General features: G+C 47.4%; 13 protein-coding genes. 6 read left to right on the forward strand and 7 right to left on the reverse strand.

What is annotated here, in order from left to right; all coding sequences use genetic code 11:
• Nucleotides 1-32: 32 nt before the first annotated feature.
• A complete protein-coding gene (locus ACN0R8_RS15385) occupies nucleotides 33-527 on the reverse strand; it encodes a hypothetical protein (protein WP_417598955.1) in 495 nt (164 codons plus the stop codon).
• A gap of 200 nt (nucleotides 528-727) precedes the next feature.
• Here ACN0R8_RS15385 and ACN0R8_RS15390 point away from each other — a divergent pair, with 200 nt between their 5' ends.
• Entirely contained in the window at nucleotides 728-1,168 is a 441-nt protein-coding gene (locus tag ACN0R8_RS15390) for a universal stress protein (protein ID WP_417598957.1), read from the forward strand.
• Between the two features lie 105 nt (nucleotides 1,169-1,273).
• Here ACN0R8_RS15390 and ACN0R8_RS15395 read toward each other — a convergent pair whose 3' ends face one another.
• Entirely contained in the window at nucleotides 1,274-3,223 is a 1,950-nt protein-coding gene (locus ACN0R8_RS15395) for an ATP-binding cassette domain-containing protein (RefSeq protein WP_417598959.1), read from the reverse strand.
• A 117-nt stretch (nucleotides 3,224-3,340) separates the two neighbouring features.
• Between ACN0R8_RS15395 and ACN0R8_RS15400 the strand changes: the two genes are divergently transcribed.
• Complete coding sequence (locus ACN0R8_RS15400; RefSeq protein WP_417598961.1) at nucleotides 3,341-3,841, forward strand: DUF1499 domain-containing protein; 501 nt, start codon at nucleotides 3,341-3,343, stop codon at nucleotides 3,839-3,841.
• Between the two features lie 117 nt (nucleotides 3,842-3,958).
• On the opposite strand, the gene ACN0R8_RS15405 is transcribed toward ACN0R8_RS15400, so the two are convergent.
• Nucleotides 3,959-4,912, reverse strand: a complete 954-nt coding sequence (locus ACN0R8_RS15405) for a chemotaxis protein CheV (RefSeq protein WP_417598963.1) — start codon at nucleotides 4,910-4,912, stop codon at nucleotides 3,959-3,961.
• A gap of 116 nt (nucleotides 4,913-5,028) precedes the next feature.
• On the opposite strand from ACN0R8_RS15405, the gene ACN0R8_RS15410 reads away from it, so the two are divergent.
• Nucleotides 5,029-5,916: a TatD family hydrolase gene (locus ACN0R8_RS15410; RefSeq protein WP_417598965.1), complete on the forward strand. Its 888-nt coding sequence runs from the start codon at nucleotides 5,029-5,031 to the stop codon at nucleotides 5,914-5,916.
• The gene (locus tag ACN0R8_RS15415) at nucleotides 5,885-6,376 is read left to right on the forward strand and encodes a hypothetical protein (protein WP_417598967.1); all 492 of its coding nucleotides are present in this window, start codon (nucleotides 5,885-5,887) and stop codon (nucleotides 6,374-6,376) included. Before ACN0R8_RS15410 ends, ACN0R8_RS15415 begins: the two co-directional genes overlap by 32 nt.
• A 96-nt stretch (nucleotides 6,377-6,472) precedes the next feature.
• On the opposite strand, the gene ACN0R8_RS15420 is transcribed toward ACN0R8_RS15415, so the two are convergent.
• The 3 genes from ACN0R8_RS15420 to ACN0R8_RS15430 form a co-directional block, all read right to left on the reverse strand.
• A complete protein-coding gene (locus ACN0R8_RS15420) occupies nucleotides 6,473-8,179 on the reverse strand; it encodes an ABC transporter permease (RefSeq protein WP_417598969.1) in 1,707 nt (568 codons plus the stop codon).
• Between the two features lie 182 nt (nucleotides 8,180-8,361).
• Nucleotides 8,362-9,405 (reverse strand): Fe(3+) ABC transporter substrate-binding protein, encoded by a 1,044-nt coding sequence (locus tag ACN0R8_RS15425; RefSeq protein ID WP_417598971.1) that lies wholly within the window; start codon nucleotides 9,403-9,405, stop codon nucleotides 8,362-8,364.
• 177 nt (nucleotides 9,406-9,582) lie between these two features.
• The gene (locus ACN0R8_RS15430) at nucleotides 9,583-10,140 is read right to left on the reverse strand and encodes an elongation factor P hydroxylase (RefSeq protein ID WP_417598973.1); all 558 of its coding nucleotides are present in this window, start codon (nucleotides 10,138-10,140) and stop codon (nucleotides 9,583-9,585) included.
• Nucleotides 10,141-10,454: 314 nt separating this feature from the next.
• On the opposite strand from ACN0R8_RS15430, the gene ACN0R8_RS15435 reads away from it, so the two are divergent.
• A complete protein-coding gene (locus ACN0R8_RS15435) occupies nucleotides 10,455-11,825 on the forward strand; it encodes an MATE family efflux transporter (RefSeq protein WP_417598975.1) in 1,371 nt (456 codons plus the stop codon).
• A gap of 51 nt (nucleotides 11,826-11,876) precedes the next feature.
• Here the strand turns inward: ACN0R8_RS15435 and tusA are convergent, their stop codons facing one another.
• Nucleotides 11,877-12,107, reverse strand: coding sequence for a sulfurtransferase TusA (gene tusA / locus ACN0R8_RS15440; RefSeq protein ID WP_417598979.1), 231 nt, complete (start codon nucleotides 12,105-12,107; stop codon nucleotides 11,877-11,879).
• A 277-nt stretch (nucleotides 12,108-12,384) separates the two neighbouring features.
• Here tusA and ACN0R8_RS15445 point away from each other — a divergent pair, with 277 nt between their 5' ends.
• Complete coding sequence (locus ACN0R8_RS15445) at nucleotides 12,385-13,167, forward strand: TSUP family transporter (protein ID WP_417598977.1); 783 nt, start codon at nucleotides 12,385-12,387, stop codon at nucleotides 13,165-13,167.
• The last annotated feature ends 335 nt before the right edge of the window (nucleotides 13,168-13,502 follow it).

Raw genomic sequence — 13,502 nt, forward strand, 5'->3', positions numbered from 1 at the left:
ACGCTTTCTCCCGTCTGCTGGTCAGACTGAATTCAGACATTCAGCTCAGTCAGCTGAACAGCCAACGCTTCAACCTGTTCAGGTGTACCATTTTCGCGCCACCATAACGTCAGAGCGGCCGTACCAGCCTCAAAAATCAGAGTATCCTCCGGCAACACCTTCAACAAAGCTTTCAGGCTTGCCTCCTGGCCATCATCCAGAGCCGGAGACGGGGTCTCTAACCAAACCCATCCGGAAATAAATTCATCACCCCGGTACTGGATCTCTTCTTTGTCTAATCGAGCACAGTGTCCCAGGCGAAAGCGATGAACAGGGCCCTTATCATCAGCCTCACGCATAACGCGGTAAGCAATCGCGCTGTTTTTAGCTCCCAGAAGTTCAAAGGTTTCTATTCGAACCCGAATCCCCGCATGAAGTGCTATCTTTCTCAAGTGCATCTGATAACGCTGCCGCCTTGAAGGGACAATCCACGCTATCGGGCTAAGAACAGCTGCAAAAATCAGAACAACAATAAGCCAGGTACTCATATAACACCTCAAAAAAACAGCTGCCCAGGGCAGGAAAATACGACACTCAGGTTTTGATTTGAACGATTGAAAGCTGCAAACCATGACCCACGCCAAGGGAGTGTCTGTGATCAATTTTTAAACTTGATTGCGCCCTATACTAATCGATAGACAAGGGATAAAGTACAGTCAGATAAGGATTTTTAGCAAGGGGACAGAAAATGAGCCAATACAAACACGTACTGATTGCAGTGGATCTGACCGATGAATCCGGCCAGGTCATTGAAAAAGGTAAAGCTATTGCTGAGCGTAATGGTGCGAATATCAGCCTGATCCACGCTCTGGAGCCTCTGGGTTTTGCGTATGGTGGTGATATCCCAATGGATTTAACGACAATTCAGGAGCAGCTCGAGCAACACGCTAAAGCGAAACTTTCTGATTTGGCTGCTCCGCTGAGCATCCCTCAGGAACAGCAACATATTCTGGTGGGTGTACCTGATAGTGAAATTCACCGTATGGCTAAAGATCAGGGTGTAGATCTGATCGTAGTTGGCAGTCACGGTCGGCATGGCCTGTCTCTGTTACTCGGCTCAACATCTACCGGCGTCCTGCACGGTGCTAAATGTGATGTTCTGGCGGTGCGTATTCAGAAAGACACATAGATACTCATACCAGGGGATACCTTACGGGTAACCTCAGACTCTGAAATGCCCCTGATAGCAAATACGCTATCAGGGACATTGCTCAGACAGTGTCGAATGCAGAACTCAGCTCTCTTCTTTCATCGCTTCAAGCTCTACCCAACGGTCCATCGCCTGCTCAAGCTCCTGCTCTTTTTGCTGAAGCTTATCCAGTGTTTTCGAGACCTTGTCTGGGTCGCCCTGATAAAAAGCACCATCTCCTGTGGTGGTATGTAGTACCTCCAGTTCTGATTCCAGCTTTTCAATCAAGGCCGGTAGCTGATCTAACTCGCGCTGCAGCTTGTAACTCAGCTTTTTACCTTTGGCAGCGTTTTTTTCAGCGGGCCGGGCTTCTTCGGGCTTATCCTCATTCGTTGCAGAATCATCCTCAGGTGCGGTTCTCAGTGTTGTACTGTCATTGCCGTCGCCACCGGATACTTCCGGTGGAAACTTACCTCCCTGACGCACCCAATCACTGTAACCACCCACATACTCCTTCACCACGCCATCACCTTCAAAGGCGAAAACACTGGTCACGACATTATCCATAAAGGCACGGTCATGGCTAACCAGAAGCACGGTGCCGTCAAAATTGAGCAATAGCTCTTCCAATAACTCCAGTGTCTCCACATCCAGGTCATTGGTTGGCTCATCCAGAACCAGCATATTGGCTGGCTTGGTAAACAGCTTAGCCAACAACAAACGATTACACTCCCCGCCGGATAGAGCTTTGACCGGTGTACGAGCTCGCTCCGGGCTGAACAGAAAGTCCTGCAGGTAGCTCATAATATGCTTATCACGACCACCGATAGTGATACTGGTCTGACCTTCAGCAACATTATCCATTACCGTGCGCTCAGGCTCTAACTGGGCCCGTAGCTGATCAAAATAAGCCACCTCCAGTTTAGAGCCCATTTTCAGGTCACCACGTTGCGGGTCAAGCTGCCCCAGGAGAAGCTTCAGAAGAGTACTCTTGCCAGCACCGTTACGGCCTAGCAAGCCGATACGATCACCACGCACGACCCGGGTAGTCAAATCCCGGATGATAGGCTTATCGCCCCAGCTATAGCTGACATGCTCTAGCTCCGCAACCAGCTTGCCGGAAGACTCAGCTTTATCCAGTGTGATATTCGCCGTACCCTGTCGCTCCCGTCGCTGGGAGCGCTCCTTGCGCAGATCCTGCAAAGCACGGACACGTCCTTCATTACGGGTTCGGCGGGCTTTAATTCCCTGACGGATCCAGGCTTCTTCCTGAGCCAGTTTCTTGTCAAACTCAGCATTCTGACGCTCCTCCACCTCAAGCATATGCTCTTTATGCTCAAGGAAGCTGGGATAATCACCTTCCCAGATCGTCAACTGTCCTCGGTCTAACTCTACAATTCGGGTTGCCAGCTTTTGCAGAAATGCCCGGTCATGGGTGATAAACAGTACCGCCCCCCGAAACTCACTCACCTGCTGCTCAAGCCAGGCGATCGTTTCAATATCCAAGTGGTTAGTCGGTTCGTCAAGCAGCAACAGGTCGGGCTCACTCACCAAAGCACGAGCCAGCGCCACACGTCGACGCCAACCACCTGACAAAGATTTCATTGGGGTATCTGCAGGGAGGTTCAGCTTGGAGATAATCGACTCAACCCGCTGAGTCAAAGCCCAGCCATCTTTGCTTTCAAGCTCATTTTGCAAGTGCTCTAGCTTTTTCAGATCCTCATCACCATCAATATTCATAATCAGATGGTGATAGTCGCGAATCAACTGCCCGACACCGGGAATACCATCCGCGATGATATCAAATACAGTATCATCTCCAGCCACTGGCAGATCCTGAGCCAGCTGGCCGATTTTTAACCCCGGCTGAATCCAAAGTGACCCGGAGTCAAGTGTTTGCTCCCCGGAAACCAGCTTTAGCATAGTGGATTTACCTGCGCCATTACGGCCAACGACACAAATTCGTTCACCTTTACTGATGACCAGAGAGGCTTCATCCAGCAGCGCATGATGGCCAAATGCGATACTAATCTTTTCTAATCTAACTAACGCCATGAAATGCCTGTAAAAACTTTGGAATTATCTGTAAAAAAACGGATCCGATATTGAGGTATCCACCCAAAACTTGCTACTTTAAACAGCCGTATCAGGACGATCAAACAGGAAACCCGAATGATTTCTTATCCTTTAATAAGACAAACCGTTGTATTGGGGTCCATTATCGCCTTTTTAACAGGCTGTATGCACGACATTCCTAAATTGGGGGTTGAAAACAACCGCCTGAAACCCTGCCCGGATACCCCGAACTGCGTTGCTTCACACCCGGATACTCAGGAGAGCCAAAAAATCCCCCCTATTCTCTATACCGCCGAGCAAACCCAGGCTTACAATCAGATGGAAGCCCTGCTCACGGAACAAAGTGATGCAATTGTTATCACACGTGAGCATGCTCACTACCTGAGGGCAGACTTCCGCACTCCCCTGATGGGCTTTATCGATGATGTAGAGTTCTACTTCCAGGTGCCGGGGGTCATTGCCGTACGCTCTGCTTCGCGCATCGGTTATTCTGATTTTGGCGTCAACCGCAGACGAATTGAAGAGATCCGTAAAGCCTTTAGTGAACGTATGGCCCAGCCTCTTTTAGAGCCAAAAGTGCCTATTCAGACAGATTAGTATCAACAATCCTCCACCAATACTCCATAAAATAACCCCCAATACTGAATATTCAATATTGGGGGTTATTTCAGATCGCGCTCCCGGTTTAACTAAGCAGGGTATCCGGCGTTCGGCTTATACCGTTTCTTCCGGAACTTCCAGGCCTTCAACTTCAGCGATCCGACGAACAACCAGATCAAACAGCTGTTTCGGCTGAAACTTGGACAGGAAGTCATCACAACCGACCTTTTGCACCATCGCCTTATTAAAGCTACCACTCAAAGAGGTATGCAGGGTAATAAACAGATCTTTAAGGCGCGGATCTTCACGAATTTCGCGCGTCAGACGATAACCGTCCATTTCCGGCATTTCAGCATCTGTAATCAGCATCAGAAGCTTATTTGGTACATCCTCGCCGGCATCGGCCATAGCACGTAGTTTTTCCAACCCTTCACGGCCATCACTGGCCTCATGGATCGTAATACCCAGATGCCCCAGGGTCTCTTTAACCTGAGCCCGTGCTGTCGAGGAATCATCAACCATCAGGACTTCCATCCGGCTGGCTGCCTGACGAATTTGCTCATCCAGATTCTCAGTATCAATACTGATCAGGTAAGGTGAAATCTCAGCCAGAACTTTTTCTACGTCGATAATCTCAACAATCTTTTCTTCAACCCGGGTAATCGCCGTCAGGTAATGGGACCGACCTGTAGTTCGCGGCGGCGGCATAATTTCGTCCCAGTTCATATTGATAATGCGATCAACACCGCCGACCAGAAAGGCTTGCACAGAGTTGTTATACTCCGTCACGATCAGGTTGCTTTCTTCTGTTGGTTGCAGAGCAGGCATACCGATCGCCTGACTCAGGTTAATCACCGTAACGGTCTGCCCCCGCAAATGAGTAACCCCTACAACATAAGGGTGGTGATGCGGCAGGTTGGACAGTGCCGGTAGACGCATCACTTCCTGAATTTTAAACACATTGATGGCAAACAACTGTCCCGTAAGTAAGCGAAACATTAAAAGCTCTAGTCGGTTTTCACCAACTAACTGTGTCCGGGAATCTACGCTAGCTAATACCCCTGCCATGGGCTACTCCAATGTTGTGGTCTCAGATTAAAAGGCGATCTATGCCTGTTTTCTTTCTTTGAGGTGTCAATAGTAGTTAAATTCAGATCTTATTTCTATCAGGATTCCGGAAAGTCATGAGAGACAGTCAACAAAACGCGCTACTGGGCGCACCATCGCCTTTAATAGATATCGGAGTTAACCTCACAAACGAGCGTTTTAATGGGAAGATTGCTGAAGTTGTAGCACAGTCACTGGAAGCTAATGTAACCAACCAGATTATTACAGGTACGTCTTTTGCTTCTTCAAAGGCGGCTCTGGCACTTTGCGAGCGCTACCCTGAGCAATTTCGCAGCACCGTAGGGATACATCCCCATGATGCTTCAGAGTTCAATAGCTCCGCACACTCCAATCTCCGGGATTTACTGCAGAGCACCTACTGCGTTGCTGTCGGCGAAACAGGCCTGGACTTCAATCGCAACTTTTCAACGCCTCAGGATCAGGAAAAGGCCTTTGAGGCCCAACTGGAATTGGCCATTGAGTTTCAAAAACCACTTTTTATGCATGAGCGGGATGCATTCGAGCGTCAACATGAGATCCTGAAAAGTTACCGTGATGATATAACCGACGGTGTCATCCACTGCTTTACCGGCAGCAAACAGGCGCTGTTTGGCTATCTCGATCTTGGTCTCTATATCGGCATTACTGGTTGGATATGCGATGAACGCAGAGGGACTGACCTGCAGGCACTCGTGCACAATATTCCTCAGGACCGCCTTATGATAGAGACAGATGCACCATATCTGCTGCCACGTAATATGACATCAAAACCCAAGGACCGTACTAACAGGCCTGCTTACTTACCATGGGTCCTGAAAGAATTAAGCCTTCACACCGGGCTTTCTGAGCTGGATCTTGCCTGTAAAACCAGTGACAATGCACGGCGTTTTTTTCGTTTACCTGAACATTTTGCTCCAGCCAACGAGGTAGAAAATGAACCCGTATCCGATTTTTATCGACTTTGAGTGCTCCAGTCCCGACGAAGACGGCTTCCCTATTGCGGTGTGCTGGTCAACGCCGGATGGTCAGGTAAAAAGCACTCTGATCACCCCCGAAGATGACTGGCTGGATAGTCATAGCCATCAGTTTGATGATGCAGCCATCGATATCGATGATCTTATGCTGCACGGTGTCAGCGCACTGGAGGTGATTCGCGAGTTACAGGGCGATATTGACTCTGATATCGTTTATGTTGATGGGTCAGGAGAGGATGAACACTGGCTCGATATGCTCTTTGACAGCTATCAGATGAATGTGCAGTTTGCATTTGAACCCGCAGCAAGCCTATATGAAATAAGCTTTGAGCATTGGCAGGATCTACGGGGTGAGTGGGTGGCAGAGCGGGGAATGGATCCCTATCAATCAGAAGCTAATGTCTTGTCCATGCTGCATGTACATCAGGCATTAACCGAAGGCAGAACCTAGCTTAGTCATATCAGTCCGTGCAAGGTAAAAAGCCAAGCGGAATAAAAGGCCGGGTGAGCACCCGGCTTTTATCCTCAGCAGGGCAGACCCTATGCCTTACTGTTTCTCATTTCGGGAAGCAATAATAGAGCGGCTCAGCAAAATTACAGGGATAATACCGACCAGAACAATGACCAGCGCCGACAATGCAGATTCTTCCAGTAACTCATCAGAGGCAAACTGATAAACATGTGTGGCCAGAGTATCAAAATTAAAAGGGCGCAATACCAAAGTCGCTGGCAGCTCCTTCATACAATCCACAAAGACGACCAATGCCGCTGTAAGCACACCGGGCTTTATCATGGGAACATGAACTTTCAATAAAATTTGCAGCGTGTTGTAACCCAAAGAGCGGGCAGCCATATCCATACTTGGCGTTACTTTTTCAAGACTCGACTCAATGCTACCTGCTGATACTGCAAGAAAACGTACGATATAAGCAAAAATTACAGCGAATACAGTCCCGCTAAGCAGTAAACCAGTGGAAATACCAAACCAGCTTTCAAAAAGATCATCCACGGCATTATCAAAAGCAGCCAGAGGAATAATGACGCCGACAGCTAGAACCGCCCCAGGCATCGCATAACCCAAACCGGATAATCTTACGGCCTTCTGGACGCTTGATGCTTTAACTAAGCGTTTGCCGTATGCAAGGATAAGCCCCAGAAAGATCGTCCCCAAAGCCGCAACGGCGGAAAGCATAAAACTGTTCCAGCTCATCTCAAGAAAATCCGGCGTCCAGGAGACCTCAAAATAGACAATCGCATGCCTAGCCAAAGATAGCACCGGCACAATAAAGCCAAAAACCAAAGGCATAATACAAATCAGCCAACAGGCAAAGGCTTTACGGCCACTTAGCTTTGTGCGCTGAAAAGCCTTGAAGCGGTCTCCCCGGGAGAACTGTTTCTGACGGCGACGGGAGTGACGCTCCAGCCCGATAAGGACCAGAATAAATATCATCATCACACTGGCGATCTGAGCCGCACCACCGATGTTGCCCATATTCATCCAGACATCATAGATGCCAGCCGTTAGAGTACGCACCGCAAAATAATCCACGGTACCAAAGTCATTCAGAGCTTCCATCAGCACAAGAGCAACCCCCACGGCTAACGCCGGACGAGCTGTCGGTAAAGAAACACGCCAGAAGACTTGTCGGCGGCTGCAGCCTAAAGTTCTCGCTGCATCACGCAAAGATGCGGATTGCTCAATAAATGTCGCCCGCACCATCATAAAAACATAGGGATAAAGAACCAGTGCCAGCATAATAACGGCCCCACCAAGACTCCGGATCTCTGGGAACCAGTAATCACGGGCCGTGTGCCAGCCAAATAGCTGTCTTAACCCCATTTGCAACCAACCAGAGTATTCCAGCATATCGGTGTAAACGTAAGCGATGACGTATGCAGGTACAGCAAAGGGCAGCAGAAGCGCCCATTCAAAAACTTTTCGGCCCGGGAAGTCATACATCGTCGTTACCCAGGCGGTCGAAATGCCCAACCAAGCGGCAAAAAAACCGACACCCAGCATCAGGCCAATTGTAGTGATAATATAGTTGGGCAGAACCGTTGATAAAAGGTGGGGCCAGATATTCTCTTCCGGAAAAAATGCCAGCCAAAGCACTGCTAACACCGGCAACAGCACAATCGCAGCAATCAACCAAACCGAGAATTGCCAATAACCATTACCAGAGCGGGTTTTAAACAGTGAGCCCGGTCTGCCACCTATGGCCACTGCTGTTCTATCCTCTGCTTGCGAAACCATCCGCGCCTACCTGTCCAAAACGTGAAAAAGCGTTTTTCAGAACGCACAAAAGGGCAGCCTTGGCTGCCCTCGGATTTACCAATTATAACAGTATGTTACGTCATACTGTTATCACAAGTCAGCAGGGAGCTCACCATAAGATAATACTCCCGGCAACGTGTATAAATGGCGATGTAACCGAATCAGTTGTTATAACCTACTTCGTTAACCATCATAGCGGCACGTTTACGGAAGCTATCAACTTTAGACAGAGGCAAATCATCAGCCTTGAACTCCCCCCAGTGATCCACCAGTTTACTGGCCTCAACACCGGCTTTTACAGGATATTCAAAGTTCTGCTCTGCGTAGATTTTCTGCGCCTCATCCTCTGTAAGGAAACGCATCAGTTTTAAAGCGACATCACGATTAGGCGAACTTTTTGTCATCGCCATACCACTGATATTAACATGGGTACCCCGGCCTTCTTGGTTTGGATACACAATATTCACAGACTCTGCCCAGGCGCGCTGCTCGTCATTCGTCAGCATTTTACCGTAGTAATAGCTGTTACCAACGGCAAGATCGCAAACACCTTCTTTAACGGCTTTAACCTGTGCGCGATCGTTGCCTTGTGGCTTACGGGCCAAATTCGCTTTCACCCCTTCCAACCACTGCTTAGCTTCTGCTTCGCCATGGTGAGCAATCATAGATGCGATCAGCGCGATGTTATAGGTGTGATCACCTTTACGGGTACAGATCCGACCAGCAAATTTAGGATCTGCCAAGTCTTCATAGTCCTTAAACTCTCCAGGCTGGATACGATCTTTGGAGGCATACACAACTCGGGCACGAGTCGTCAGTCCGAACCACTGGCCGTCAGCGTCACGAAACTTCGCCGGTACATTTTTGTTAATAACGGAATCATCAACTTCCTGAGTCACACCAGCATCTACAGCACGGCTCAGATTACTTACATTAGAGGTCAGCAGTAAGTCCGCAGGGCTATTATCACCTTCACTCTTCAGGCGCTGAATTAAACCACTCTTGGCAAAAACAACATTTACTTTAATGCCGGTTTCTTCAGTAAAAGCATCCAGAATAGGCTTCATCAGGAATGCCTGACGATCAGAGTAAATATTAATTTCATCAGCTGCCTGAGCATTAAACGCTGAAACTGCACCGCTCGTCAGAATCAGGGCAGCAACTGCTTTTTTAACTGCGCTTTGAGTGAAACCTTGTTTAGCCATTAATGTGTCTCCTGCCGGAAAAAATGTCTGATCAATTCAATCATTCGAAATGATAATAATTGGTATTTAACAAGATAAACCTACAAGGTGCAATACTTATTGCAAATCGTTTTCATTTATCAGCCACTTTTAAATGCTTCAGAATCAAAGGTCTAATAGTCATGGCTGCTAAATTTCTTATGCAAGCGCACAACTCTCTGAGGAAATATTCACAGCATTTTTGCCCGTATCAAAGCCTGTATTATAAAAATCAGCCAGTGCATCAAAGAAAGACTGCGCCCGATAGGGAAGGCCTTCCAACAGGTAAGTCTCAGCCTGTTGGTTGACATTTTTCTCAAAAGTACAAGTATTGCCAGGGGAACCATTCAGGTTGTCAACACTAACCCGAAAACGAAAACCTGTAGCCAGACAGAAGCACTTTTCAATCGCCTGGGGAACAATTTCAACTCGTTCAAACAGACGCTGCTGCTCTTCAGTCCGGCCATCAGGCTCATACCAGTAACCATAGTCCACCAGCATGCGGCGCTCTTTTCCCGCAACACACCAGTGGGCAATCTCATGTAAAGCACTTGCGTAAAAACCATGTGCAAAAATAACCTGGTGCTCATTACCGGTCTCAGATGCGGGTAAGTAGATAGGCTCGTCCTCACCTTTCACCAAACGGGTTTGCTCTGACTCCAGAAAAAGCCGATTAAAAATCTCAATCAGATCTCTGTAGCAATGTTCCTCACTCACATTAACCTCTTCACACAACTTATTAGCTCATCAAACAAAATGCACACTTTGCCACCATGCCTGAAGAGCGAAAATGGCCTGAAAACAGAGGCTGACATTATACGCCTTCCCCCATAGTTCAGGAAAAAGACTCTTTATTTTTTGATCGATGACAAAAATTGATCAACTGCCATACAACCAAGACAAAACAACACTCAGAGAGTAAAATCTGCGCTTTAGTTATTTCCGCTATCAGGCTCTGTTTATAGACGCTATTGTTTCTAACTTTTTTATATCTGGCAGTATCTTAACCGCCAAGGATGCTCATTTTTATCATGCAAATCTTCGCTAAAAATACATTTGACGCCCCACATCTGTTCAAAGAGATAAAGTACCTGATGGTCATTGCCCTGCCCATCATGGGAGCCCAGTTGGCTCAATCCGGCATGGGTGTCGTAGATACTCTTATGGTAGGCAGACTCGGGGCTGATCATCTGGCTGCCGTTGCGCTTGGCACCAGCATCTGGATGCCTTTATTTCTATTTCTGAGTGGTGTTCTGCTGGGTATAACCCCTTTCATTGCCCAATGGCTTGGGGCTGATACCCCCTCTAAAGTAGGGCCCTTTGCATTTCAGGGGTTCTGGCTGGGTCTAGTAATCAGCCTGATTAGCATTATCGCCATGCTTTTTCATACCAGCATTCTGCGCATGATGTCTGTGCCGGAACACCTGCTGCCACTAACAAGTGATTACATGCTTGGCATCATGATTGGCTTCCCGGCTCTTGGCTTCTATCAGACTATGCGCAGCTACACTGAAGGCTTGGGCTTTACCCGACCAGTTCTGATTATCAGCGTTGGTATGCTCTTATTTAACCTGATGGCAAACTGGATACTGATCTATGGTATGGGGCCAATTCCTGCGCTAGGTGTCATGGGCTGTGGTTTTGCTACTGCAATCGCTATGTGGAGCAGCGTATTAATGCTATGGCTCTATATTCGCTTCAATCACCGATATAATGAAACAAGGCTACTCGATTATCCCTCTATGCCTCGTTGGGACGAGATTAAAAAGATGTCTGTGGTTGGTATACCTATCGGTGTTGCAATTTTTTTTGAGGTAGGGCTTTTCACCACGATTGCACTTTTTATTGCCCGACTGGGCTCAACTCAAATTGCTGCTCACCAGATCGCACTCAATGTGACATCCGTTACTTTTATGGTTCCATTAAGCCTTGCTATGGCACTAACTGTTCGGGTCGGTAACAGTGTTGGTGCTGGTGGTTATCAATATGGTAAATATGTCAGTATCATTGGGGCGGGATGTACAGTCGTCGCAAGTTTCTTCACTGCCGGCATTATGTATTTCCTGCCGGGTATAATTGCAGAGCTCTATACAGACCAGGTTGAAGTGATCGCACTTGCCGTCACCTTGCTGCATCTGGCTGCCGTCTTCCAAATCTCAGATGCTCTTCAGGTTGCACTTAGTGGAGCTCTGCGGGGCTATAAAGACACTCAAATTATTATGCCAATTACTCTATTCTCATACTGGATTGTAGGCATGGGTTTAGGCTATATACTGTCATTAACAGACCTGATTGTCCCCGCCATGGGTGTGGCTGGTTTTTGGTACGGGCTGATTGCAGGACTTAGCATGGCTGCAGTTCTGCTGGGCTGGCGTTTCTTTGCGATTAACAGGCTAGCTTAGACTAAGGCATGGAAAGGGGCTGCTGCTAACTGCAGAGCCCCAACAGGATCATCAGGCAGGTTTCTGAATATAGTAGAAAAAAATGTCACTTTCTTCTTTTTGTTCAAGAAGAGTAAAACCTAAAAACTGACAGAATTTAGGTATGTCCCGAGCAGTTGAAGGGTCTGTAGCAATGACTCTTAGTACATCACCTTCCATCATATTTTTCACCGCCCCATGAAGCATCATAACAGGCTCAGGGCACATCAGGCCGGAAGTATCTAACTCATGGGCGTAGGTCATCTCAGACATGATCAATTCCTGAAAAATACAAACGACCAAGTTTACCAGAGCCGTTCTAAGGTTCAATAAAGCTACGAAAATAGCCTAACTAAATATCTGCGGTTGTAGCTTTTCGCCCCACACATGCAGAAAATGATATTATTAAAACACTGACTATAGTGACTCTTAAACCTGCACAAGCTCTGTTTCTCCACAAGCTTTAAGGCAATTCAAATTGTGTGCCTGTGACAGCCACCATCTCCCTTTCTCTAATCGATACACTGACCATGTGAACTTTATGGACTTAATACTGCCTCTAGCCGAAAACTTAACACTAGGCCATTTACTCTTTCTGATGCTGATAGCTTTTATTGCCGGGTTCATTGATGCCATTGCGGGAGGTGGTGGGCTGATCACCATTCCGGCACTACTGACTGCAGGTATCCCCCCCCACTTAAGTTTAGGCACCAACAAGCTCTCTTCAAGCTTTGGCTCCCTAACATCGGCAGTTACCTTTTTTCGTAAGGGGCTATTTACTCCTGCACTCTGGAAAGCTGCCTCTATAGGCACTCTGATAGGGGCTACAACAGGTACCGTTATAGCCAATTATCTGGACGCGGATTTTATTGCCAAAGCCCTCCCAGCGATCATTATCGCAACTGCAATCTATACACTGGTATCTAAGGCTGCAATACCAGATGAAAATGCCGATAGAAAAAGCGGCTTATTCCAGTGGGTGCACGGCTTAATTCTTGGAGGTTATGATGGTGTTGCCGGCCCTGGTACAGGGGCATTCTGGACAGCCAGTGCACTACATTTTTACCGAATGGAAATGCTGAAAACACTTGCACTAGCCCGTACTATGAATTTCATAAGTAACATTACATCTTTAGTGACCTTTGCCTTACTGGGACACGTAGCCTGGGGGTTAGGAATAGCAATGGGTTCAACTCTTATGCTGGGTGCCTGGTGTGGATCTCACTCCGCCATTCGTATGGGAAATTTATGGGTCAGGCGCATTTTCATCTTACTGGTCATCCTAATAAGCTTACGTCTTGCATGGCAGCACTGGATTCTATAACTCATATACTCTGTAGTTTAATTGAGTATAGAGTAGGAGCCCTTGCTAGCCGATATGCTGTATTAGCAGCAATTAGTACTCTTTAGCTAGTGGCTATTCATTGAGCAGGAATTAGCAAGGTAAAGTGTATCTCAGCAGTTCAGTGCATCAGGAAGGTATACACATACAAACTCTTAATTTAAGAGTGCAACTTTGATTCAGTAGAAACGCAAAAAGCCCATCTCATTAGAGATGGGCTTTTGAAATTAAGGCTTGATAATGTCCTACTCTCACATGGGGAGACCCCACACTACCATCGGCGCTGAGCAGTTTCACTTCTGAGTTCGGAAAGGAGT

The sequence above is a fragment of the Oceanospirillum sp. genome (genome assembly GCF_048265165.1).
GTDB lineage: Bacteria > Pseudomonadota > Gammaproteobacteria > Pseudomonadales > Halomonadaceae > Oceanospirillum.

Bases quoted from the DNA above. Each gene is read 5' to 3' on its own strand.
- ACN0R8_RS15390 (WP_417598957.1), top strand. From the start codon at position 728: ATGAGCCAATACAAACACGTACTGATTGCAGTGGATCTGACCGATGAA.
- tusA (WP_417598979.1), bottom strand. From the start codon at position 12,107: ATGACCTACGCCCATGAGTTAGATACTTCCGGCCTGATGTGCCCTGAG.
- ACN0R8_RS15400 (WP_417598961.1), top strand. From the start codon at position 3,341: ATGATTTCTTATCCTTTAATAAGACAAACCGTTGTATTGGGGTCCATT.
- ACN0R8_RS15405 (WP_417598963.1), bottom strand. From the start codon at position 4,912: ATGGCAGGGGTATTAGCTAGCGTAGATTCCCGGACACAGTTAGTTGGT.
- ACN0R8_RS15445 (WP_417598977.1), top strand. From the start codon at position 12,385: ATGGACTTAATACTGCCTCTAGCCGAAAACTTAACACTAGGCCATTTA.
- ACN0R8_RS15435 (WP_417598975.1), top strand. From the start codon at position 10,455: ATGCAAATCTTCGCTAAAAATACATTTGACGCCCCACATCTGTTCAAA.
- ACN0R8_RS15420 (WP_417598969.1), bottom strand. From the start codon at position 8,179: ATGGTTTCGCAAGCAGAGGATAGAACAGCAGTGGCCATAGGTGGCAGA.
- ACN0R8_RS15385 (WP_417598955.1), bottom strand. From the start codon at position 527: ATGAGTACCTGGCTTATTGTTGTTCTGATTTTTGCAGCTGTTCTTAGC.
- ACN0R8_RS15395 (WP_417598959.1), bottom strand. From the start codon at position 3,223: ATGGCGTTAGTTAGATTAGAAAAGATTAGTATCGCATTTGGCCATCAT.
- ACN0R8_RS15415 (WP_417598967.1), top strand. From the start codon at position 5,885: ATGAACCCGTATCCGATTTTTATCGACTTTGAGTGCTCCAGTCCCGAC.
- ACN0R8_RS15425 (WP_417598971.1), bottom strand. From the start codon at position 9,405: ATGGCTAAACAAGGTTTCACTCAAAGCGCAGTTAAAAAAGCAGTTGCT.
- ACN0R8_RS15410 (WP_417598965.1), top strand. From the start codon at position 5,029: ATGAGAGACAGTCAACAAAACGCGCTACTGGGCGCACCATCGCCTTTA.